Annotated in this window: 19 protein-coding genes; 16 read left to right on the forward strand and 3 right to left on the reverse strand. The window is 66.2% G+C overall.

Annotation, left to right across the window (positions count from 1 at the left end; all coding sequences use genetic code 11):
* Positions 1–59 precede the first annotated feature (59 nt).
* The 5 genes from ACODSU_RS22585 to ACODSU_RS22605 all read left to right on the forward strand — a co-directional run bounded on the left by ACODSU_RS22585 (position 60) and on the right by ACODSU_RS22605 (position 3,694).
* Positions 60–593: a YbaK/EbsC family protein gene (locus ACODSU_RS22585; protein ID WP_110960405.1), complete on the forward strand. Its 534-nt coding sequence runs from the start codon at positions 60–62 to the stop codon at positions 591–593.
* Positions 590–856, forward strand: a complete 267-nt coding sequence (locus ACODSU_RS22590; protein WP_488844963.1) for a DUF1289 domain-containing protein — start codon at positions 590–592, stop codon at positions 854–856. The genes ACODSU_RS22585 and ACODSU_RS22590 overlap by 4 nt, the downstream gene beginning before the upstream one ends.
* Complete coding sequence (locus ACODSU_RS22595; protein ID WP_488844965.1) at positions 853–1,506, forward strand: 2-hydroxychromene-2-carboxylate isomerase; 654 nt, start codon at positions 853–855, stop codon at positions 1,504–1,506. The genes ACODSU_RS22590 and ACODSU_RS22595 overlap by 4 nt, the downstream gene beginning before the upstream one ends.
* Before the next feature lie 173 nt (positions 1,507–1,679).
* Positions 1,680–3,341, forward strand: coding sequence for an MFS transporter (locus ACODSU_RS22600; RefSeq protein WP_110960330.1), 1,662 nt, complete (start codon positions 1,680–1,682; stop codon positions 3,339–3,341).
* Positions 3,342–3,490: 149 nt separating this feature from the next.
* A complete protein-coding gene (locus ACODSU_RS22605) occupies positions 3,491–3,694 on the forward strand; it encodes a hypothetical protein (RefSeq protein ID WP_015015743.1) in 204 nt (67 codons plus the stop codon).
* A 90-nt stretch (positions 3,695–3,784) separates the two neighbouring features.
* Here ACODSU_RS22605 and ACODSU_RS22610 read toward each other — a convergent pair whose 3' ends face one another.
* On the reverse strand, positions 3,785–4,903 hold the full coding sequence (locus tag ACODSU_RS22610; protein ID WP_488844967.1) for an ABC transporter substrate-binding protein: 1,119 nt from the start codon (positions 4,901–4,903) through the stop codon (positions 3,785–3,787).
* Positions 4,904–4,993: 90 nt separating this feature from the next.
* Positions 4,994–6,112: an ABC transporter substrate-binding protein gene (locus ACODSU_RS22615; protein WP_488844969.1), complete on the reverse strand. Its 1,119-nt coding sequence runs from the start codon at positions 6,110–6,112 to the stop codon at positions 4,994–4,996.
* A 210-nt stretch (positions 6,113–6,322) separates the two neighbouring features.
* Here ACODSU_RS22615 and uvrA point away from each other — a divergent pair, with 210 nt between their 5' ends.
* From uvrA to ACODSU_RS22645, 6 genes are all read left to right on the forward strand, one after another.
* The gene (gene uvrA / locus ACODSU_RS22620; RefSeq protein WP_488844971.1) at positions 6,323–12,196 is read left to right on the forward strand and encodes an excinuclease ABC subunit UvrA; all 5,874 of its coding nucleotides are present in this window, start codon (positions 6,323–6,325) and stop codon (positions 12,194–12,196) included.
* Between the two features lie 166 nt (positions 12,197–12,362).
* Positions 12,363–12,869, forward strand: a complete 507-nt coding sequence (locus ACODSU_RS22625) for a hypothetical protein (protein ID WP_488844973.1) — start codon at positions 12,363–12,365, stop codon at positions 12,867–12,869.
* 238 nt (positions 12,870–13,107) lie between these two features.
* Positions 13,108–13,458, forward strand: a complete 351-nt coding sequence (locus ACODSU_RS22630) for a hypothetical protein (protein ID WP_295939927.1) — start codon at positions 13,108–13,110, stop codon at positions 13,456–13,458.
* Between the two features lie 224 nt (positions 13,459–13,682).
* Entirely contained in the window at positions 13,683–14,114 is a 432-nt protein-coding gene (locus ACODSU_RS22635) for an Lrp/AsnC family transcriptional regulator (protein ID WP_015015737.1), read from the forward strand.
* Positions 14,115–14,254: 140 nt separating this feature from the next.
* A complete protein-coding gene (locus ACODSU_RS22640; RefSeq protein WP_015015736.1) occupies positions 14,255–15,217 on the forward strand; it encodes a Bug family tripartite tricarboxylate transporter substrate binding protein in 963 nt (320 codons plus the stop codon).
* A 72-nt stretch (positions 15,218–15,289) separates the two neighbouring features.
* On the forward strand, positions 15,290–16,786 hold the full coding sequence (locus tag ACODSU_RS22645) for an NYN domain-containing protein (protein ID WP_488844975.1): 1,497 nt from the start codon (positions 15,290–15,292) through the stop codon (positions 16,784–16,786).
* A gap of 3 nt (positions 16,787–16,789) precedes the next feature.
* Here ACODSU_RS22645 and ACODSU_RS22650 read toward each other — a convergent pair whose 3' ends face one another.
* On the reverse strand, positions 16,790–17,848 hold the full coding sequence (locus tag ACODSU_RS22650) for a PfkB family carbohydrate kinase (RefSeq protein WP_488844977.1): 1,059 nt from the start codon (positions 17,846–17,848) through the stop codon (positions 16,790–16,792).
* A gap of 136 nt (positions 17,849–17,984) precedes the next feature.
* On the opposite strand from ACODSU_RS22650, the gene ACODSU_RS22655 reads away from it, so the two are divergent.
* The 5 genes from ACODSU_RS22655 (at position 17,985) to ACODSU_RS22675 (ending at position 22,587) form a co-directional block, all read left to right on the forward strand.
* Positions 17,985–18,998: a sugar ABC transporter substrate-binding protein gene (locus tag ACODSU_RS22655; RefSeq protein ID WP_488844978.1), complete on the forward strand. Its 1,014-nt coding sequence runs from the start codon at positions 17,985–17,987 to the stop codon at positions 18,996–18,998.
* Positions 18,999–19,079: 81 nt separating this feature from the next.
* A complete protein-coding gene (locus ACODSU_RS22660; protein ID WP_488844980.1) occupies positions 19,080–20,039 on the forward strand; it encodes an ABC transporter permease in 960 nt (319 codons plus the stop codon).
* Positions 20,040–20,041: 2 nt separating this feature from the next.
* Complete coding sequence (locus ACODSU_RS22665; protein WP_488844982.1) at positions 20,042–20,860, forward strand: ATP-binding cassette domain-containing protein; 819 nt, start codon at positions 20,042–20,044, stop codon at positions 20,858–20,860.
* A gap of 10 nt (positions 20,861–20,870) precedes the next feature.
* Entirely contained in the window at positions 20,871–21,323 is a 453-nt protein-coding gene (locus tag ACODSU_RS22670) for an RbsD/FucU family protein (RefSeq protein WP_488844984.1), read from the forward strand.
* A 13-nt stretch (positions 21,324–21,336) separates the two neighbouring features.
* Entirely contained in the window at positions 21,337–22,587 is a 1,251-nt protein-coding gene (locus ACODSU_RS22675; protein ID WP_488844986.1) for an ROK family transcriptional regulator, read from the forward strand.
* Positions 22,588–22,706 lie beyond the last annotated feature (119 nt).

Consider the following 22,706-nt stretch of genomic DNA (forward strand, 5'->3'; position numbering starts at 1 on the left):
AATGGAGGGAGACCCGACCGAATCACGCCCCCATGGGGGCCCGCTGGAGACCGATGCGCATGTGTGGAGCCGAACTGAAAAACCTGCCCGAGGGCGTACAGCGTGTGGCTGCCGAGCTGCAGCGGCTCGGCCACCCGCACCTGCCGCAGATGCTGGACGATGCCGCGCGCACTGCGCAGCAGGCCGCTGATGCGCTGGGCATCCTGGTGGGGCAGGTGGCCAAGAGCATCATCTTCCGGCGCAAGAGCGACGATGCAGCGGTGCTGGTGGTCACATCGGGCGACCGCCGCGTGGACGAGAAAAAGGTGGAAGCCCATGTGGGCGGCAAGATCGGGCGGGCCGATGCCGAGTTCGTCAAGTCGCGCACCGGCTTTTCGATTGGCGGCGTGTCGCCCGTGGCACATGCCACGCCGCCGGTCACACTCATCGACCAGGACCTGCTGCGCTTTGACGTGGTGTGGGCCGCAGCGGGCCACCCGCATGGCGTGTTCCCCCTGCACCCCAGCGACCTGCAGCGCCTGACGGGCGCTCCCGTGGTGGACGTGGTGCAAGCGCCTGTGGCGGACACCCCCGCGCCCCAGGTGGCCGCATGAATGCTATTGATTTGCTAGCTGCCAAGGCAAAAGACACTAGCGCTACCGGCCATTTTGACCCCCAAAGCACCGAGCCGGTACCTTCACCCTGCATCTCGGTGTGCCGCATGACGCCCGACCGCAGCCACTGTGAAGGCTGCTTTCGCACGCTGGATGAAATCCGTGCCTGGTCGCGCGCCGACGCCCCGCAACGGCGCGCCATCTGGGCGCAGCTGTTGCAACGTGCGGGCATTGCCAGGCCCGTGCCGGAGACCGAAGCATGAAGCGCATCACGTTCTACCTGGACTTTATTTCGCCCTATGCCTGGCTGGCGTTTGAGCGCTTGCCTGAGGTACTGCAAGGGCTGACCTACAGCGTGACCTACCAGCCCGTGCTGCTGGGTGCTTTGCTGCAGCAGCACGGCAACCCCGGCCCTGCGGGCATTGCCCCCAAGCGCGACTGGACCTACCGCCACGTGACCTGGCTGGGCCATGCGCAGGGCACCCCGCTGCAGATGCCGGCGCGCCACCCGTTCAACCCGCTGCCCCTGCTGCGCCAGGCCCTGGCCTGCAGCGACGACGGCAGCATCAACCGCTATGTGACGGGCACGGTGCTGCGCCACGTGTGGCAGGGCGGTGGTGACGCGCTCGACCCCACGCGCCTGGCCGCGCTGGCCGAGGCGCTGGCGGAGCAGGTGCGCCCCGGGCAGGACGTGAACAGCGACGGCCCCAAGGCCTTGCTGCGCGCCAACACCGAAGCCGCGCAGGCCGCCGGTGTGTTTGGTGTGCCCGCGTTCGGCGTGGACGGCAAGCTGTTCTGGGGGCTCGACGGCCTGCCCATGCTGCGTGCCTACCTCGATGGCGACGCCTGGTTCGACGGTCCGGCCTGGGACGCCGTCAGCCAGCTCCCATCGGGTTTACCCGGCAAGCGCTGAGCAATTTCCGGATGCTGAAAGGGGTGCTGCGGGTTTCACCCTAAGTTGTCAGAGAGCGGTCAGTTTGATGAAAGCTCTTGTTGGTTTCGCGTCAGAGGGTGGTCAGTGCCATCTCCAAGAATGCGTGCAGCCCGCCGCAGTGCGGTCTGTAACACCAATAGGAGACACACACCATGGCAACTGTTCATCCCGCACCGCGGCCGATGTCGCCCGAAGAGAGGAAGGTCATCTTCGCCTCGTCGCTCGGCACCGTTTTCGAGTGGTACGACTTTTACCTGTACGGCTCGCTCGCAGCCATCATCGCCAAGCAGTTCTTCAGCGGTCTGGATGCCGGTTCGGCGTTCATCTTCGCGCTGCTGGCGTTTGCGGCGGGCTTCATTGTTCGTCCCTTCGGCGCCATCTTCTTCGGCCGCCTGGGTGACATGATCGGCCGCAAGTACACGTTCCTGGTCACCATCCTGATCATGGGTCTGTCCACCTTCATCGTGGGCATCTTGCCGACCTACGCGTCCATCGGTGTGGCCGCTCCCGTCATCCTGATCGCCCTGCGCCTGCTGCAAGGCCTGGCACTGGGCGGTGAATACGGCGGTGCTGCCACCTATGTGGCCGAGCACGCTCCGCACGGCAAGCGCGGCGCCTACACGGCCTGGATCCAGACCACTGCCACGCTGGGTCTGTTCCTGTCGCTGATGGTGATCCTGGGCACCCGTACCGTGCTGGGCGAAGAAGCCTTTGCCGACTGGGGCTGGCGCATCCCGTTCATCGTGTCGATCCTGCTGCTGGCCATCTCGGTGTGGATCCGCCTGTCGATGAACGAATCGCCTGCCTTCCAGAAGATGAAGGCTGAAGGCAAGACCTCCAAGGCTCCGCTGAAGGAATCCTTCGGTGAGTGGAAGAACCTCAAGATCGTGATCCTGGCACTGGTGGGTCTGACCGCCGGTCAGGCCGTGGTGTGGTACTCGGGCCAGTTCTATGCGCTGTTCTTCCTGACGCAAGCACTGAAGGTCGATGGCGCCACCGCCAACATCTTTGTGGCCGTGTCGCTGCTGATCGGCACGCCGTTCTTCATCGTGTTCGGTGCCCTGTCCGACAAGATCGGCCGCAAGCCCATCATCCTGGCAGGCTGCCTGCTGGCCGCGCTGACGTACTTCCCCGTGTTCGGTGCACTGACCAAGGCGGCCAACCCCGCTCTGGCTGAAGCCCAGGCCAAGAACAAGGTGGTGATCACTGCCGACCCTGCCGAGTGCTCGTTCCAGTTCAACCCCACAGGCACCACCAAGTTCACCAGCTCGTGCGACATCGCCAAGCAGGTGCTGGCTGGCGCTTCGGTGAGCTACGAAAACGCTGTGGCTCCCGCCGGCACGGTGGCGACCATCAAGATTGGCGAAACCGCGATCCCCTCGTACTCCAGCAAGGGCCTGAGCGCTGACGAAGCCAAGAAGAAGGACGCCGAGTTCAAGAAGCTCGTGGCCGACGACCTGAAGGCCGCTGGCTATCCCACCAAGGCTGACCCAGCCCGCATCGACAAGGTGATGGTCACCATCATCCTGACCTACCTGGTGCTGCTGGTGACCATGGTGTACGGCCCCATCGCCGCCATGCTGGTCGAAATGTTCCCCACCCGCATCCGTTACACGTCCATGTCCCTGCCGTACCACATCGGTAACGGCTGGTTCGGCGGCCTGCTGCCCACCACGGCGTTTGCCATCGTGGCCCAGACCGGCAACATGTACAACGGCCTGTGGTACCCCATCATCATCGCCGGTGCTACGGTGGTGATCGGTGGTCTGTTCATCAAGGAAACCAAGGACGTTGACATCTACGCCAACGACTGATCGTTACTGACCGGTGTACAGGGCCCGCCCCGCAAGGGTCGGGCCCTGTGTTCCATCAAGGGGCTTGTACCGCGCACCAGTACAACCCACAACCTTGCGCGTTCAGCCAGGCCCCTTGATTGAACAAACCCATCCCAGGAGAAATTGATATGTGGAAGATTGTTGTTGGCTTCGTCTTGTTTGCTGCTTTGTCGATGTACGTGATCATCACGGCGGGCGACAAGGCCGACATGGGCGGTGAAAAGCACGGCGCCGATGCGGTGCACGCGCCGGAGGCCCCGGCCAGCGCTGCGGCACCTGCCGCCGCACCTGCACCCGCTGCGGCTCCTGCCTCGGCTGCCAGCGCGCAATAAGCACTTTGCCCGGCATGACAAAGGCCCTGCCAGCAATCGCTGGCAGGGCCTTTTTTTGTAGTGTCCTGCGGCTCGGAAGCTTGAGCCGTGTCAGCGCTTGAAGCGGCCGTCCGTGCCGATGATGGACAGGTCGGAGAAGTCCAGCCCGCTGTGGTCGGTAGGGCTGTAGCTCAGCTCCATGCCGCCCAGATCCCACTTCTTGATACTTTCCAACCCCATGTGGAGTTTGGCGCTGTCGGGCTTGGCGCCTGCACGTTTGAGGCCTTCCACGAGTACCTTGGCACTCACAAAACCCTCCAGGATGGCGGGCGTTAGATCGCCGATGTTCTTGGCCTTGGCCAAGTCCATGGCCTCTTTGACCACGGGGTAGTTGAGCGAGCGCTCCGACGGGAACACCTGCGTCACCACCACGCCCCGGGCCTGGTCACCCAGGGCCTTCACAAACCCGCCCGACGCGTTGTTGGACAGCGTGACGATCTGGCCGGCAACGCCCGCAGCGCGCAGGGCCTTGATGCCATCGACCACCGCCGCACCCGTGCCGATGAAGATCACCGCCTGGGGCTGCTTGCTGGCCACGCGGGGTGCGATGGCACTGTAGTCGGGCTTGGCGCGGTCAAACTTCTCGATGAACAGCGCCTCGATGTTGTTGGCCTTGAAGCCGGCCTGGGCGCCCGCCAGGCCGTCCGCGCCAAACGTGTCGTCCACATGCACCACGCCAATGCGCTGGATGCCCAGCGTGTGCAGGTGCGAAATGGCCTTGGTCACCTCGCGCTGGTAGGGCGCACGCACGTTGAACACGTATTTGCTCACCGGCTGGTGCAGCGCAATCGCTCCGGTGGACGGGCCCACCAGCGGCACGCCATGCTGCTCCAGCACCGGGATGATGCCCTGCGTGTGGGGCGTGCCACGGGTCATAAACAGGCCGATCACGCCCTTTTGTTCAATCAGCGTGCGGGTGTTGTCCAGGGTCAGCTTGGGGTCGAACTTGTCGTCCAGCGACAGCACCTCCACCTTCTGCCCGCCCACGCCGCCCTTGGCGTTGATGTGGTCGATGTAGAGGGCGGCGCCCTGCATGGATTCGGCCACCGTGGCGGCGGCCGAGCCGGTGATGCCCACCGTCTGGCCGATCAGGATCTGCGCGTGGGCGGAACCGATGCCCAGGGCGGCAGCCAGGGCGCAGAGCGCACCGGCCAGGCCAGTTTTCTTCATGGGGTTGTCTCCTGCGTGTGGAGCGCCCGAGTGTAGGCACGCTCCCGCGCGGGACAACTGTAAAAACGCGTAGACCCGGTGCGCAGCCGCTCAGCGGCGGAAGCGCCCGTCCGTGCCGATGATGGACAGGTCGGCAAAGTCCAGTCCGGTGTGGTCCTCGGGGCTGAAGTTCACCTCCAGCCCGCCCAGGTCCAGCTTCTTGATGCTTTCCAGCGCGGTCTGGATCTTGTCGCGGGTGGGCTTGGGGCCTGCGCGCTTGAGGCCTTCGACCAGTACCTTGGCGGCGGCAAAGCCTTCGAGCATGGCGGGGCTGATTTCGGTGAGTCCCTTGGTCTTGGCCAGTTCCTGGGCTTCCTTCACCATCGGGTAGGTCACAGCCCGCTCGTTGGGGAACACCTGGGTCACGATCACGCCCCGGGCGTTGGCCCCGAGGCTCTTGATGAAGCCGCTGGAGGCGTTGTTGGACAGCGTCACGATCTGCGCGGCCGAGCCCGCCGTGCGCAGCGCGTTGGTGGCGTCCACCACCGCAGAGCCCGAGGCCACCATCAACACCGCCTGCGCATCGGCCTTGGCCACCTTGGCGGCAATGGGGGTGAAGTCGGGCTTGGCGCGGTCGAACTTTTCGGACACCACGGCGGTCAGCTTGGCGGCTGCCAGGCCCTTTTGTGCGCCCTGGATGCCGTCGGCGCCAAAGCTGTCGTCCGCATACACCAGCGCCACGCGGCTGATGCCCATGGAGGCCAGGTGGGTGATCGCCTTTTCGGCCTCGCGCTGGTAGGTGGCGCGCACGTTGAAGATGTATTTGCGCACCGGCTGGTGCAGCACCATGGCACCCGTGGACGGCGCCACCAGCACCACGCCGTGCTTGTCCAGCAGGGGCAGGATGGCCTCGGTGTGCGGGGTGCCCCGGTTGAGGAACAGGGCCAAGACGTTCTTGTCCTCGATCAGCGTACGGGCGTTTTCCGCTGCCAGCTTGGGGTCGAACTTGTCGTCCAGGGAGATCAGCTCGATTTTCTGGCCGTTGACACCGCCTTTGGCGTTGACGGCATCGATGTACAGCAGTGCGCCGTCGGTGGTCTCCTTCACCCCGGCAGCGACCTGGCCGCTGAACCCAGCCGTCTGGCCGATCAGGATCTGGGCATGGCTGGCTGCACTGGCCGCCAGCGCCAGGACCAAGCCCGCCGCCCGCAGTTGCCATTGTTTTGTCATGGCGGTCTCCTCTTGTTTTGTGTGGAGGCCGCAGTCTAGCCGGATGTTCCCGGCCAGAACACCCGCTTTTCCCTAGCCGCTGCTCCATTGCGCGTGCTTTGTCCATGGTCAAAAGCACCGCAGTGCGCCTCGGGGGTAATCGGCGGGCGCAGGCGCAAACCCGGAGTGCGTCCCTAGAATGTCCCGCCTCACCCCAGAAAGACCGCCTCCATGACCCAGGGACAGATCCGTATCCGTGGCGCACGCCAGCACAACCTCAAGAACCTGGACCTGGACATCCGCACCGGCGAACTGACGGTGGTGACAGGCCCCAGCGGTTCGGGCAAATCCAGCCTGGTGTTTGACACGCTGTATGCCGAAGGCCAGCGCCGGTATGTGGAGACCTTCAGTGCCTACGCGCGCCAGTTCCTGGACCGCATGGACAAACCGGCCGTGGACAAGGTCGAGGGCGTGCCCCCCGCGATTGCCATCGACCAGACCAACCCCGTGCGCTCCAGCCGCTCCACCGTGGGCACGATGACGGAGCTTAACGACCACCTCAAGCTGCTGTTTGCGCGTGCGGGCCAGCTCTTTGACAAGCAGACCGCGCATCCGGTGCGGCACGACTCGCCGGAGACCATCTATGCCGAGCTGCAGCAGCGCAGTGCCGAGGCAGGCGATCCGCGCATCGTGCTGACCTTCCCGGTCGAGCTGCCCGCCAACACCAGCGCTGAACAGGTCGAACAATGGCTGTCCGCCAGCGGCTTCACCAAGGTGCAGGCCGAGCGCGAGGTAGCCACCCCCACCGGTCCGCGCAAGGTGCTGGACGTGGTGGCCGACCGCTTCCGCCTGGGCAACGCCGAAAAGGCGCGGGTGATCGAGGCCATCGAGGTCGCGCTCAAGCGCGGCACGGGGCGGCTGAATGTGTACCGCCTGGTGGATGAGGGAGAGCCGGAACTGTGGAGGTTCTCGACAGGCCTGCATTGCCCCGACAGCGACCTGCGCTACAGCGACCCCATCCCCTCGATGTTCTCGTTCAACTCCGCCGTGGGCGCCTGCGAGAGCTGCCGGGGCTTTGGCCGCGTGATCGGCGTGGACTACGGCCTCGTCATCCCCAACGACAAGCTCACGCTGCGTGCGGGCGCCATCAAGACGATCCAGACTCCCGCGTGGCAAGAGGCGCAGGACGACCTCATGCGCCACGCCGAGGCCGCAGGCATCCCGCGCGACACCCCCTGGTACAAGCTCACCGACGACCAGAAGAAATGGGTCATCAACGGCGCCCCCGGCTACAAGGACGGGCAGTGGAGCAAGCAGTGGTACGGCATCAAGCGCTTCTTTGAATACCTGGAGAGCAAGGCCTACAAGATGCACATCCGTGTGCTCTTGTCCAAGTACCGCAGCTACACGCCATGCCCCACCTGCGCGGGCGCGCGGCTCAAGACCGAAAGCCTGCTCTGGCGCATCGGCCGCAAGGAAGACGCCGACGCGGTGCTGGAGCCCGCCAAACGCTTCTTGCCCGAGGGCGTGCAATGGAGCCGTGAGCAACTGGAGGCCTTGCCCGGCCTGTGCCTGCACGACCTGATGCTGCTGCCCATTGACCGCCTGCGCCAGTTCTTTGCGCGCATGCAGTTGCCGGTGGGCGACGATGCCAAGGGTGGCGACGCGCAAGCGCTGAAGCTGCTGCACGAAGAAATCACCACGCGCCTGCAGTACCTGTGCGACGTGGGCATCGGCTACCTCACGCTCGACCGCCAAAGCCGCACGCTCAGCGGCGGCGAGGTGCAGCGCATCAATCTCACCACGGCCCTGGGCACCAGCCTGGTCAACACCCTGTTTGTGCTGGACGAGCCCAGCATCGGCCTGCACCCGCGCGACATGCACCGCATCACCGAGGCCATGCTCCGCCTGCGCGATGCGGGCAACACCTTGGTGGTGGTGGAGCACGACCCGGCGGTGATGCTCGCGGCCGACCGCATGATCGACATGGGCCCCGGCCCTGGCCGCCTGGGCGGGCAGATCGTGTTCGACGGCACCACGGCGGATTTGCGCAAGGCCGACACCCTCACCGGTGCCTACCTGGGCGGACGCAAGCATGTGGGCTTTGGCTTCAAGCGCATGGTGACGGAGTCGACCCCACGCCTCATCCTCGAAGGTGCACGCGAGCACAACCTGAAGGATGTGACGGTCGAATTTCCGCTGCAGCGCCTGGTCACCGTGACGGGCGTGAGCGGCTCGGGCAAGTCGAGCCTGATCCAGGATGTACTGGCCCCCGCGCTGTTGCGCCACTTCGGCAAGGCCACGGATGCACCGGGCGCGCACGACCGCATGCTGGGCGCCGACCATTTGTCGGACGTGGTGTTTGTGGACCAGTCTCCCATCGGCAAGACCGCGCGCTCCAACCCCGTGAGCTACGTGGGCGCGTGGGACAGCATTCGCGAACTCTTTGCCGTGGCGCCGCTGTCCAAACAGCGCAGCTACACCGCCGCCAAGTTCAGCTTCAACAGCGGCGACGGGCGCTGCCCCACCTGCGGGGGCTCGGGCTTCGAGCATGTGGAAATGCAGTTCCTGAGCGACGTGTACCTGCGCTGCCCCGACTGCGACGGCAAGCGCTACCGGTCCGAGATCCTGGAAATCACCATCGAGCGCGGCGGCAAGACGCTGAACGTGGCCGACGTGCTGGCCCTCACCGTGGCAGAGGCGGCGGCGGTGTTTGCCAACGACCGCGACGTGATCCGCGCGCTGCAGCCCATCGTGGACGTGGGGCTCGAATACGTGGCGCTGGGCCAGCCCGTGCCCACCCTGTCGGGCGGCGAGGCGCAGCGCCTCAAGCTCGCAGGCTTCCTGGCCGAGGCGGCGAAGACAGCTGCCAAATCCCGCCAGGCTGTGGCGCGCAAAGGCACGCTGTTCCTGTTCGACGAGCCCACCACCGGCCTGCACTTTGACGATATCGCCAAGCTCATGCGCGCGCTGCGCAAGCTCATCGATGCAGGGCACTCGCTCATCGTCATCGAGCACAACCTGGACGTGATCCGCGCGAGCGACTGGCTCATCGACCTGGGCCCCGAAGGCGGTGATGCAGGTGGCCTCATCGTGGCCGAAGGCACGCCCGAAGACGTGCGGGCCCACGCCACTTCGCACACCGGGCAGGCCCTGCGCGACTACGAATTGGCCTTGGGCGTGGGCGGCCACTCGGTGCATGAAAAAGCTGCTGCGCTACGAAAATCAGAGCGCCTTGCGCATATTCATCAAGCGCCTGCGGCCAAGAATGCCATTGAAATCGTCAACGCCAAGGAGCACAACCTCAAGAACCTGAGCGTGGACATTCCGCGCGGCAAGTTCAATGTGGTGACGGGTGTGAGCGGCTCGGGCAAGTCCACGCTCGCGTTCGACATCCTGTTCAACGAAGGCCAGCGCCGCTACCTCGAATCGCTCAACGCCTATGCCCGCAGCATCGTGCAGCCCGCCGGTCGGCCCGAGGTGGATGCGGTGTACGGCATTCCGCCCACAGTGGCTATTGAGCAGCGCCTGTCGCGCGGCGGGCGCAAGTCCACCGTGGGCACCACCACCGAGGTGTGGCACTTCTTGCGCCTGCTGTACGTCAAGCTGGGCACGCAGCATTGCGTGAAAGACGGCGCCGCCGTGCAGCCACAAACGCCAGAGAGCATTGCCGCGCAGTTGCTTACCCAGTTCCGTGGCCAGCACATCGGTCTGCTCGCGCCGCTGGTGATGAACCGCAAGGGCGTCTACACCGAGCTGGCCGACTGGGCCCGCCCGCGCGGCTACACGCACCTGCGGGTGGACGGCAACTTCTTGCCCACCACCAACTTCCCGCGCATCGACCGCTTCAAGGAACACACCATTGAGCTGCCTGTGGCCAGCCTCGATGTGTCGCCCGAGAACGAAGCGCAGTTGCGCACCGCGCTGGCCGATGCGCTCACGCACGGCAAGGGCGTGGTGCATGTACTCAGTGGCATTGCAGGCCTGCGCGAGGCCATGGAGGGCGGCCAGCCCACAGCGGGCATTGGCACGCTGCAGGCGTTCTCCACCAAGCGTGCCTGCCCGGTGTGTGCCACCAGTTATGCCGAGCTGGACCCGCGCCTGTTCTCCTACAACAGCAAACACGGCTGGTGCCCCGACTGCGTGGGCACCGGCGTCAAGCTCACCAAAGACCAGCGCAAGGTGTTTGACGACTCGGTGCAGGACGACAAGGAAAAGGGCCGCGAGCAGACCTTTGCCGAGCCTGAGGTGGAAGACCTTGCTGACACGGCCTGCCCGACCTGCAGCGGCACGCGCCTGAACGCCACGGCCCGCGCTGTGCGGTTTGCGGGCGTGGGCATCACCGACATTGCCGCGCTGTCCGTCACGGACGTGCGCCGCTGGGTGGAGACCTTGCGCGTGGAAGGCGGCATGACAGCCCGCGAGGCCGACATCGCCCGCGACCTGGTCCCCGAGATCCAGAGCCGCCTGGAGTTTTTGGAAGAAGTGGGCCTGGGCTACCTCACGCTGGACCGGGGCGCGCCCACGCTCAGCGGGGGCGAGGCGCAGCGCATCCGCCTGGCTGCCCAGCTGGGCAGCAACCTGCAAGGCGTGTGCTACGTGCTGGATGAGCCCACCATCGGCCTGCACGCCCGCGACAACCAGATTCTGCTGAATGCCCTGCACAAGCTGGGCGACAAGGGCAACACGCTGGTGGTGGTGGAGCACGACGAGGACACCATCCGCCGCGCCGACCACATCATCGACATTGGCCCCAGCGCCGGCAAACGCGGCGGGCGCCTGGTGGCGCAGGGTTCGGTGAGCGACCTCACGGCCGCAGAAGATTCACAAACCGGCCGCTACCTGCTGCACGCGATGAAGCACCCGCTGCAACTGCGCCGCAGCATGGTGGCGGGCGAAGTGAGCGCCGAAGCCACGGCCGCCTTCGCGCAGGCTGAAGCCGCAGCGCCGACCGGCCGCCAAAGCGCCGCCGTAAAGAAGCGTGCCGCGCAGGCTGCCGCGCTGGCCGCCGATGCGCTCACCGAAGCGAAGGAGCGCGCTGCCATGCGCTGGCTGACGGTGCACGGCGCGCAATTGCACAACCTGCAGAATGTGACGGCCACGGTGCCGTTGCACCGCCTGGTGGCGGTGACGGGCGTGAGCGGCTCGGGCAAGTCCACGCTGGCGCGCGATGTGCTGTTGGCCAACGTACAGGCCTGGGTGCAGCAGCGCAGCACCAAGGCCGGGCGCGATGCGATGGACGCGGGCAAGGCCCCACCGCTGGTCGGTTGCACAGGGCTGTCAGGCTTCGAGAGCATCGACCGCGTGCTCGAAGTGGACCAGACGCCCATCGGCAAAACACCGCGTTCGTGCCCCGCCACCTACATCGGCTTCTGGGACACCATCCGCAAGCTGTTTGCCGAAACGCTGGAGGCCAAGGCACGCGGCTACGCGGCCGGGCGCTTCAGCTTCAACACCGGCGAAGGCCGCTGCCCCAGCTGCGAAGGCGCGGGCGTGCGCACCATCGAGATGAGCTTTTTGCCCGATGTGAAGGTGCCCTGCGAGACCTGCCACGGCGCCCGCTTCAACCCCGAGACGCTGGCCGTGACCTGGCGCGGCAAGAGCATTGGCGACGTGCTGCAGATGGAGGTGGACGAGGCCGTGGATTTCTTCGCCACCATGCCCAGCATCGCGCACCCGCTGCAGCTCTTGAAGGACGTGGGCCTGGGCTACCTCACGCTGGGCCAGCCGTCGCCCACGCTGTCCGGTGGCGAGGCGCAGCGCATCAAGCTCGTGACCGAGCTGACCAAGGTGCGCGACGAGGTCGGCCGCCGGGGTCAGAAGGCGCCGCACACGCTGTATGTGCTGGACGAGCCCACCGTGGGCCTGCACATGGCTGATGTGGACAAGCTCATCCGTGTGCTGCACCGCCTGGTGGACGGCGGCCATAGTGTGATCGTGATCGAGCACGACCTGGATGTGATCGCCGAGGCCGACTGGATCCTGGACCTGGGACCGGAGGGCGGCAACGCCGGTGGCCGCATCGTGGCGGCCGCTACGCCCGAAGAGGTGGTGGCCGCAGGCACGCACACGGGCAAGGCGCTGGCGCCGGTGCTGGCGCGCTGAGGCGTCGAGGGCAGGGGGCTGTGGGGCTAGGGGCGCACAGCCCCATCGGCCTCTGTCCTACGCACAGCGCGGAACATGGCGCACGTGGCGCCTGGGGTGGTTTTCCTACGATGGGCTGCAGGGGATCGGTTCCCCACCTTCCATCCACATCCCAGGACACACCGCCATGAAAACGCTCCATTTCCTCAAGACCTGTACCGCGCTTACGGCCACCTCTGTGCTGCTGGTGGCCTGCGGTGGCGGCAATGACGACGATCCATCCCCCAGCAACGAACCCGGCGTGCTCACGGTGAGCAACGCCACCGTTGACGGCCTGAATGGCGTCTACGGCAACGGCGCGCTCAACCTCACCGATGTGGACAAAAAGAACCCCATCGGCTCGGTGCCCGAGTTGTGCACCTTCCGCTTTGACGGTGCCAACAAGGTGGGCTCGTCCGCCACCGCGTTCGGCGATATCCGTTACCGCCCGGATGCCACCAGCCTGCACCAAGTGTTCTTGACCTTTGACGGCAAGGAATACGGCAGCGGCGAACCCACCGACACCGCTGTGGTGCGCGAGAGCGACCAGGTGCGCTTCACCGGCAAGACGCTGACGGCTTCCGACGGCTCGGGCGCCACGCTGCGCGTGAGCGGCATCGTGCCGATGCGCCCCAACCGCCCTGCGGGCTGCTAAGCCCAGCGCGCACCGCGCGTTCTACCGATCTCATTCGATCTCATTGCTTGTCTCCCTCCCCGGTCCTTCGGCCGGTTCAGCCCCTGCTGCCCTCGCAGCAGGGGCTTTTTTTAGGCATGGGGTGAGGGGCCAGCCGCGCTGGGCGGGAGTTATCGCGGGGCCGGGACATTGAAGCTGGCGGCACAATGGGCCAAAGCGTGTGCGGTGTTGCCGTTGCGCTCTACGCCATTCGCAACTGATGTCCACACAACCCCCTGGCTCACCCACCGTGGTGTGGCTGCACCCTGAAGCACCGCCCAAGCCGGCCGAAGGCGCGCCCTGCAACGGCTGCGGTCTGTGCTGCCTGGCCGAGCCCTGCCCTCTGGGCGTGTTGGTGTCGCGCCGTCGCCGGGGCGCCTGTGCGGCCCTGCGCTGGAGCAATGCCGACCAGCGCTACTGGTGCGGCATGGTGGCCGACCCGGCGGCGGTGACGGGCATGACGCACCCGTGGGCGGTGCGTGCGATGTCGGCGCTGGCCCGGCGCTGGATTGCGTCGGGCATTGGCTGCGATGCGCGGCTGGACGCGCAGGTGCTGCCGCCGGGGCAATGACAGGATGCACTCCTGATTTGATAGCTGTTAGGGCGCTATGTACTAGCGCTACCAGACATTTTTATGCCCAATGGGCCTGTGATGCGCTGGCGCAGACCGGTCGCACGCCGCTGGGTGCAAAGCTTGGCAGGGCACGACGGGGTGCTTCACGGGCAGGTGGGATGTGGCACCTGAGCCACCAGAATGCGCAGAAAATTGCCGATCTGCCAGTTGCCCCGCCCACCATGACCAAGCTTGACGACACCGACCGCGAAATCATCAGCATCCTGCGCGCCGACGCCCGCACCCCGGTCGCCACGCTGGCGCAAAAGCTGCGCGTGTCGCGCGGTACGGTGCAAAACCGCCTGCACAAAATGGAAGAGAGCGGCGTCATCACCGGCTACACCGTGCGCCTGCGGCCCGATTCGGAACCCCAGCGCATCCGCGCCTGGATGAGCATTGCGGTGGAGGGCAACGCCGCCCCCGCCGTGATCCGCGCGCTGCGTGGCGAGCCCACCGTGGGCACACTGCACACCACCAACGGTCGCTGGGACATCGTGGCCGAGGTGCGCGCCGAGAGCCTGGAGGCGTTTGACGCCGCGCTTGGCCGCATCCGGCTCACGCCCGGCATTGCCAACACCGAGACCAGCATCCTGCTGTCCACCTACAAGGCGTGATGCAGTCCCGGCGGTGTACCAGCGCAAGGGCTGAGCGCTGGCGCCTTGGCGACATGGGCTAGGGGGTTTCCGCATACCCTCGCGGCGCGGCCTGCAGTCCAATAGCGACGTCCTTGTTTTTGCTTTTCAGGAGCCCCGCCATGCAACGTCGCCAGATCATCCAATGGGGAGCCGCCAGCCTGGCCGCCCCCGCATTCCTGGCACAGGCCCAGAGCTTTCCCAACAAGCCCATCAAGCTGATCATCGCCTTCCCTGCCGGTGGCCCCACCGACATCACCATGCGTTCGCTGGCCGACAACGCCAGCAAGATCCTGGGCCAGCCCGTGATCGTGGAGAACAAGCCCGGTGCCGGCGGCACATTGCCCGCACAGCAGCTGCAAACTTCTCCAGCCGACGGCTACACGGTGGCTCAGATTCCGCTGGGCGTGTTCCGCCTGCCCTACACCACCAAGATCAACTGGGACCCCGTCAAGGACATCAGCTACGTGCTCAACGTCACCGGCTACGCGTTTGGCTTGGTGGTGCCTGCTGACTCGCCACTCAAGACGTGGACCCACTTCGTGGCCTGGGCCAAGGCCAACCCCGGCAAGCTGAGCTACGGCTCCACCGGCACCATGACCAGCCCGCACCTGACCATGGAACTCATCGCGCAGCAGCTGGGCATCGAGCTGCTGCACGTGCCCTACAAGGGCAGCGCCGACCTCATGCAGTCCATCCTCGGCGGGCAGATCATGGCAGCAGCCGACTCCACCGGCTTTGCGCCACAGGTCGAGGCCGGCAAACTGCGCGTGCTCAACACCTGGGGCGCCGAGCGCCTGGCCAAGTTCCCCGATGCGCCCACGCTCAAGGAGCTGGGCCTCAATCTGGTGCAGAACTCGCCGTTTGGCATCGGCGCACCCAAGGGCACGCCCGATGCGGTGGTCAAGCGCCTGCACGATGCCTTCAAGCAGGCCATGGAGCAGGACAGCTACAAGACCGCATTGGCCCGCTACGACATGGTGCCCATGTACATGAGCACGTCGGCGTACAAGAAGTTTGCGCAGGACACCTTCACCCGCGAGAAGGCGCTGGTCGAGAAACTGGGCTTGGCCAAACCCACCTGAGGCCACTCCCTTCGGAGGGGGCAATGCGTTCCGTGTGATGATCCGCAGCATTGAACGGAACTCACACACGATATGGCATCCCCCTCCGACAGCATCAGCATGGCCCTGTTCTGCGACTTTGAAAACGTCGCCCTGGGCGTGCGCGATGCGCAGTACGAAAAGTTCGACATCAAGCCCATCCTGGAGCGCCTGCTGCTCAAGGGCTCCATCGTGGTCAAGAAGGCCTATTGCGACTGGGAGCGCTACAAGGGCTTCAAGGCCACCATGCACGAGGCGAATTTCGAGCTGATCGAAATCCCGCACGTGCGCCAGTCGGGCAAAAACTCGGCCGACATCCGCCTGGTGGTGGACGCGCTGGACCTTTGCTACACCAAGTCGCACGTCAACACCTTCGTCATCATCAGCGGTGACTCGGACTTTTCGCCGCTCGTGTCCAAGCTGCGTGAGAACAACAAGCAGGTGATCGGCGTGGGCGTGAAGCAGTCCACGTCCGACCTGCTGATTGCCAACTGCGACGAGTTCATCTTCTACGACGACCTGGTGCGCGAAAACCAGCGTGCCCAGGCCCGCCGCCAGAGCCCTGGCAGCAACCCGCCACCTGCGCCCCGCCGCAGCCCCGAAGAAGAGCGCAGCCGCAAGGAAAGCCAGGACGCGCGCCGCACCCAGGGCGTGGAGCTGGCCGCAGAAACTTTTGAGGCCCTGCTGCTGGAGCGGGGCGACACGGGCAAGATCTGGGCCTCGGTACTCAAGGAGGCGATCAAGCGCCGCAAGCCGGATTTCAGCGAAGGGCGCTATGGCTTCCGCACCTTTGGCAACCTGCTGGAAGAAGCCCAGGCGCGTGGGCTGCTGGAGTTTGGGCGCGATGAAAAATCGGGTGCGTACGTGTACCGCAGCCATGGTGGGCCGAGCGCCCCAGCCGCATCTGCACGGCCCGAAGGCACCGGTGAGCGCACCAATGAGCGCACCAGCCAGGGCGGAGCGACACGGCACGACTTCCATGCGGTGGCGACGGCACCTGACCTGCGTTCTGAAGGTGGCGAAGGGCAGGGCGCACAGGGCCGCAGCCGAGGGCGTCGTGGTGAGGGTGCAGACCGCGCAGACCGTGGAGACAATCGCCCCGCGCAGCGCAACGAACACTTTGAGGCCGAGCAGGCCGATGCTCCCGCTGAGCGCCCAGCCAGCCGCTATTTCAGCCAGCCCGTGGCTCTTGAGGCGGTGCCGCCAGAGCCGGTGATCGATACCACCGCGCCACAAGCGCTGCGCTCCGAAGCAGAAGAGAGCGCGGAAACCCCGGAGGTCAGTGCGTCGACCGAGGCCGACCGCTCCGAAGCGGCTACCCCTCGCCGCAGCCGTGCGCGCAGTGGAGACAGCGCAAAGCCTGCCGCCAGCCCACGCAAGGCCGCCACGCCCCGTGCACGCGGTGCGCGTGCTGAGGGTGAAGCCGCCGATGCCCCGGCCGCTGCGCCCGAGGACTCTCCTGCAGAGGCAGAAGGCACCACCTCCGCCAAGGCCCCCGCTGCCCGTCCCCGCAGCCGGGCCCGCAAACCGGCCGCCAAGCCCGCCGAGTAAGGGCTACCGGCCTGCGGCGGTCGTTGAGCGCCGCAGCGCCAGCCTTTCGCGCACTTCTTCGTAACGGGGGGGCGTGCAGCCCGCCCGCTCTACGCAATGGCTGGCACTCGCCAGCGCGTGGTGCAGCACGGTGCGCAGCCGGGCTTCCGTGATGGGCGCCGTGATGCCTCCCGCGCGCAGGGCTAGCGCTTCTTCTCCCCGTTCGGGTCCGCCCAACAAGGCGGTGATCAGCCCCGCCAGAAAACAATCGCCCGCCCCCACGGTGTCCACTACCGTGATTGGCGCTTCTTCGCGCGCATGCATAGCCAGCCCATCGCGCTGCAGCAGCCAGGCGCCTTCAGGCCCCAGGGTCAGGGCAAGCCATTGCGCCTGTGTTTGCTGCTGCAAATAGTGGGCGCGCTCCAGCGCGGTGGCGCCCGGAACGGCCAGCGCGTCCAGGTCGTCGTCGCTCACCTTGATGAGGTGGGCGTGCTGCAGGGCGGCCATCACATTGGCGCGGTAGGCGTCAGCATCGTCCACGGCCGACAGGCGCAGGTTGGCATCGACCACCACCATGCGGCCCGCTGCGCGCTGCGCTGCCAGCCAGGGCAGATAGATGGCGGCGTCCTGCGCCACCAGCGCCAGGCAGCCGGTGGCCACCACCTGCAGGTCGGGCAACGCAGCGCAAGCAGCCGTCAGTGCTGCGGCCGTCACCTGGCGGTCGGCCACGCCATCGCGGTAAAAGCTGTAGCTGGCCTTGCCCCCGGCATCCAACGCGGCCAGCGCCAGCGCGCTGGGCGCACGCACTGGCGTGGGCGCGGCCAGGGCCACGCCCGCTTCGTGCAGACCGCGCGCCAATTGCCGCCCCAGCATGTCGCCCGACAGCGGATTGAGGTACTGCGTGCCCACGCCCTGCAGGCCCAGCGCGCGGGTAAGGTTGTAGACCGCGCCGCCCGCACAGGGTTTCAGGCGGCCGTCCGGCTCTTCGATCAGGTCGAACAAGGCCTCGCCCGCCGTGGCCACACGCAGCGGCGGTGCGGTGTGGACAGTGGCAGAACCGGCGGACTGGATAGGGAAAACCATAAGTAAATCCACTTGATTTATTAACTTGTCGGCCACTATAGTTCGATCCCATCCACCCGACAAGAGTGGTTCACCTGCCAGCCGCGCAGCACGGGGCCGACAGGAATCTGCCATCCCAACACCCGGAGACAACGCCATGCAACGCACCCCCGCTTTCGCGCTTTCTGCCCTTGCCCTCACCGGCGCCCTGGCCTCTGGCCTGGCCCAGGCGCAAACGTCCGAGCCCGTCATCGGCCTCATCACCAAGACCGAGACCAACCCCTTCTTCGTGAAGATGAAAGAGGGCGCCACGGCCGAGGCCAAGAAGCTGGGCGCCAAGCTGGTGTCGGCCGCAGGCAAGACCGACGGCGACAACGCGGGCCAGGTCACGGCCATGGAGAACCTGATCGCCGCAGGCGCCAAGACCATCCTCATCACCCCCAGCGACGCCAAGGCGATCGTCCCCGCCATCAAGAAGGCGCAGGCACGTGGCGTGATGGTGATTGCGCTCGACAGCCCCACCGAGCCCATGGATGCGACGGACGCGCTGTTTGCCACCGACAACTACAAGGCGGGCGAGTTGATCGGCCAGTACGCGAAGGCCGCCGCTGCGGGTAAGAAGCCCGTGATCGCCACGCTGGACCTGTTCCCCGGGCACCCCGTGGGCGCGCAGCGGCACAACGGCTTCTTGAAAGGCTTTGGCCTGCAGGCCAACGATGCCAAGAGCAACGAGCTGTCGCGCCCCGCCGAAGTGGTCTGCATGGCCGACAGCTTTGGCGACCGCGCCAAGGGCCAGACCGGCATGGAAAACTGCCTGCAGAAGAACCCCGACATCAACATCGTCTACACCATCAACGAGCCCGCCGCCGCCGGTGCCTACAACGCGCTCAAGGCCGCAGGCAAAGAGAAGAACGTGCTCATCATCTCGGTGGATGGCGGCTGCGCAGGCATTGCCGATGTGGGCAAGGGGGTGATCGCCGCCACCAGCCAGCAGTACCCGCTGCGCATGGCGGCCATGGGCGTGGCAGCCGGCGTGGAGTACGCCAAGACCGGCAAGAAGGTCAGCGGCTACACCGACACGGGCGTGACGCTGATCGCTGCCAAGCCCATGGCGGGCGTGGACAGCAAGGATGTGAAAACCGGCACCGACCTGTGCTGGGGCGCCAAATAAGCTGCCTCTGTTGACTTGGCGCCAGGCACCCTGCAATGGGCTTGCCTGAGCGCCCCCTTTGTCCACCCGCACGGAGCCGCCATGTCCTCGACCGCTTCCAAACTACCGCCGCTGGCCACGCTGGGGCCGTTCATTGCGCTGATCCTCGCGTGCGCCTTTTTTGCGACGCAGAGCGAGCGTTTTCTGTCAGCGCAGAACTTCGCGCTCATCCTGCAGCAGGTCATGGTGGTGGCGGTCATTGCCATCGGCCAGACGCTGGTCATTCTCACGGCGGGCATTGATCTGTCGTGTGGCATGGTGATGGCGCTGGGCGGCATCGTCATGACCAAGATGGCGGCGGACTACGGCCTCTCGGCCCCCGTGGCAATTGCCTGCGGCATGGCGGTGACCATGCTGTTTGGTTTGGTCAACGGCCTCTTGGTCACCAAGATCAAGCTGCCGCCCTTCATCGTCACGCTGGGCACGCTCAACATTGCGTTTGCTGCCACGCAGCTGTATTCGGGCGCGCAGACCATCACCGACATTCCTGCGGGCATGACCGCGCTGGGCAACACCTTCCAGCTGGGCCAGACCGCCATCGTCTGGGGCGCGGTGCTGATGCTGGTGCTGTACCTCGTCACCTGGTTTGCGCTGCGCGAGACCGCACCGGGCCGCCATGTGTACGCCGTGGGCAACAGCCCCGAGGCCACGCGCCTCACCGGCATTGCGACCGACAAGGTGCTGCTGGGCGTGTATGTGTTGGCCGGTTTGTTCTACGGCATTGCGTCGCTGCTGTCGGTGGCGCGCACCGGCGCGGGCGACCCGAACGCGGGCCAGACCGAAAACCTCGACGCCATCAGCGCCGTGGTGCTGGGCGGCACCAGCCTGTTTGGCGGGCGCGGCGTCATCCTGGGCACGCTGGTGGGGGCGCTGATTGTGGGCGTGTTCCGCAACGGGCTCACGCTCATGGGCGTGTCGTCGGTGTACCAGATCCTGGTCACCGGCATCCTCGTGATTCTGGCCGTCGCCACCGACCAACTCTCGCGCAAAGGAGTGCGTTGATCATGACCAACTCCCCACACACAACCACCCAGGCAACGAATGCACCGCTGGTCATGCAGGCCAAGGGCCTGGTCAAGCGCTACGGGCAGGTCACCGCGCTCGACGGTGCCGACTTTGAACTGCGCGCTGGCGAGATCTTGGCGGTGATCGGCGACAACGGCGCGGGCAAGTCCAGCCTGATCAAGGCGCTGTCTGGCGCCACCGTGCCCGACGAAGGCGAGATCCTGCTCGACGGCCAGCGCATCCAGTTCAAAAGCCCCATCGACGCGCGCCGCGCGGGTATCGAAACCGTCTACCAGGACCTGGCCGTGGCGCCGGCCATGACCATTGCCGAGAACCTGTTCCTGGGCCGTGAGCTACGCCGCCCAGGCCTCTTGGGCAGCGCGCTGCGCATGCTCGACAAAAAGAAGATGCTCGAAGAAAGCGTGGCCCGCATGGCCGAGCTGAAGGTGGGCATCCGCTCCATGACGCAGGCGGTGGAGACGCTCTCGGGCGGCCAGCGCCAGTGCGTGGCCGTGGCGCGCGCCGCAGCGTTTGCACGGCATGTCGTCATCATGGACGAGCCCACCGCGGCGCTTGGCGTGAAGGAGGGCAACATGGTGCTGGAGCTGATCCGCCGCGTGCGCGACAAGGGCCTGCCCGTCATCCTCATCAGCCACAACATGCCCCATGTGTTCGAGATTGCCGACCGCATCCACATCGCCCGCCTGGGCAAGCGTGCGGCCGTGGTCAACCCCAAGAAGATCAGCATGAGCGACACCGTGGCGGTGATGACGGGGGCCATGGCTGCGTCCGATTTGCCCGCCGAATGCCTCGCCTGAAACGCTTCCCATGCTGAAGAACATTGATCCCCTGCTGACCCCCGACCTGCTCAAGGTGCTGGCCGAAATGGGCCACGACGACGCCATCGTGCTGGCAGACGCCAACTTCACCGCCATGAGCCTGGGCATCGGCAAGCCCGTGCTGCGCATGCCCGGCATTGGCATGGCGCGCGCTGTGCAGGCCGTGGCCAGCGTGCTGCCCCTGGCGCAGGATGTGTCGCACCCCGTGGCTTACATGCAGGTGGGTGGCACCGAGGTGCCGTACCGTTCAGCCTTGCAGCGCGAAACCATGCAAGTGCTGGCGCGCGAGGGCGTGACCAGCGCGCAGGCCGAGGGCGTGGAGCGTTTTGCGTTCTACGAGCGCGTCAAAAAAGCCTATGCCATCGTCGTCACCGGCGAGCTGCAGCCGTGGGGCAACTTCCTGCTGCGCAAGGGCGTCATCGGCGAAACTCTGCGGGATTGAAGCCGCCGCACCCATGCTCGACACCGACCCTGCCATCCCTCCCGCTGACTCTGCCGATCCCGTGTCTGCGGGCCCGGCCCTGCTGCGCCAGCGCGGCTCCAACCACGTAGGGTTGCGCCAATTCAACGAGCGCGTGGTGCTGCAGGCCCTGCGCACCCACGGCAGCCTGGCCAAGGCCGAGATGGCGCGCGTCACAGGCCTCACGGCCCAGACCATCGGCCTCATCACCGCCCGGCTGGATGAAGATCAGTTGTTGCGCCGCGAAGCGCCCGTGCGCGGTCGCGTGGGCCAGCCCTCGGTGCCCATTGGCCTGAACCCCGACGGCGCGTTTGCCATCGGCATCAAGATCGGCCGCCGCAGCGCCGACTGGCTGCTGGTGGACTTCACCGGCCATGTGCGCGAGCGCATCGTGCTCGACTACGCCTTCCCCGACATCGACGTGCTGCTGCCCGCCATCCGCACGCACCTCAACCAGCTGCTCGACGGCCTGGGCCCGTTGCGCTCGCGCGTGGTGGGCGTGGGCGTGGCCGCCCCATTCCAGTTGGGTGGCTGGCACCGCATGCTGGGGCTCACCGAAGCGCAGTCCGAAGCCTGGAACAACATCGACCTGGCCGAGCAAGTGCAGCAGATGACCGAGCTGCCCGTGAGTTTTGCCAAGGACACCTCCGCCGCCTGCGTGGCCGAGCTGCTGCAGGGGCGCGGGCGCGACATTCCCAGCTTTCTGTACCTGTTCATGGACACCTTTGTGGGCGGCGGGCTGGTCATCAACTCGCACCTGCACCGGGGCCTGCACGGCAACGCAGGCGCGGTGGCCTCGCTGCCGCTGTCACCCGCCCAGCCGGGCCAGGCGCCCGCGCAGCTCATCAGCCAGGCATCTTTGTGGGAACTGGAGCAGCGCTTTCGCGAACATGGCCTCGACCCCATGGCCGCCTACGACAAGCGTGTGCTGCAGGTCCCGTGGCTGGAACACAGCCGTGGCTGGATCGCGCGCGCGGCAGCGGGTTTGGCGCATTGCATCGTCTCGGCCACAGCGTTCCTGGACCTTGACGCTGTGGTCTTTGATGGCGCCGCAGCCCCCGAACTGCTGCAGGCCCTGTGCGAGGGCGCGCGCCACGCGCTGGCCGACTACAACTGGGAGGGCCTGCACCAGCCGCCCCGGCTGGAGCTGGGCACCATGGGCTCGGACGCCCGCGCGCTGGGCGGGGCGCTGCTGCCGCTGCACGCGTGTTTTGCGCCGGATACCGATATCTTTCTCAAGGCTTGATCGGTTTGCTATTGAAATAATAGCTGTGACGGCATATTCCACCAGCGCAAGCTGGCGTTTTCAGTGGCGGTTTCAACAACGAAGTGCGCCAGTCCCCAGTGTAAGTGGGGTCACTTTGT

This window comes from Acidovorax sp. FG48 (genome assembly GCF_057809085.1).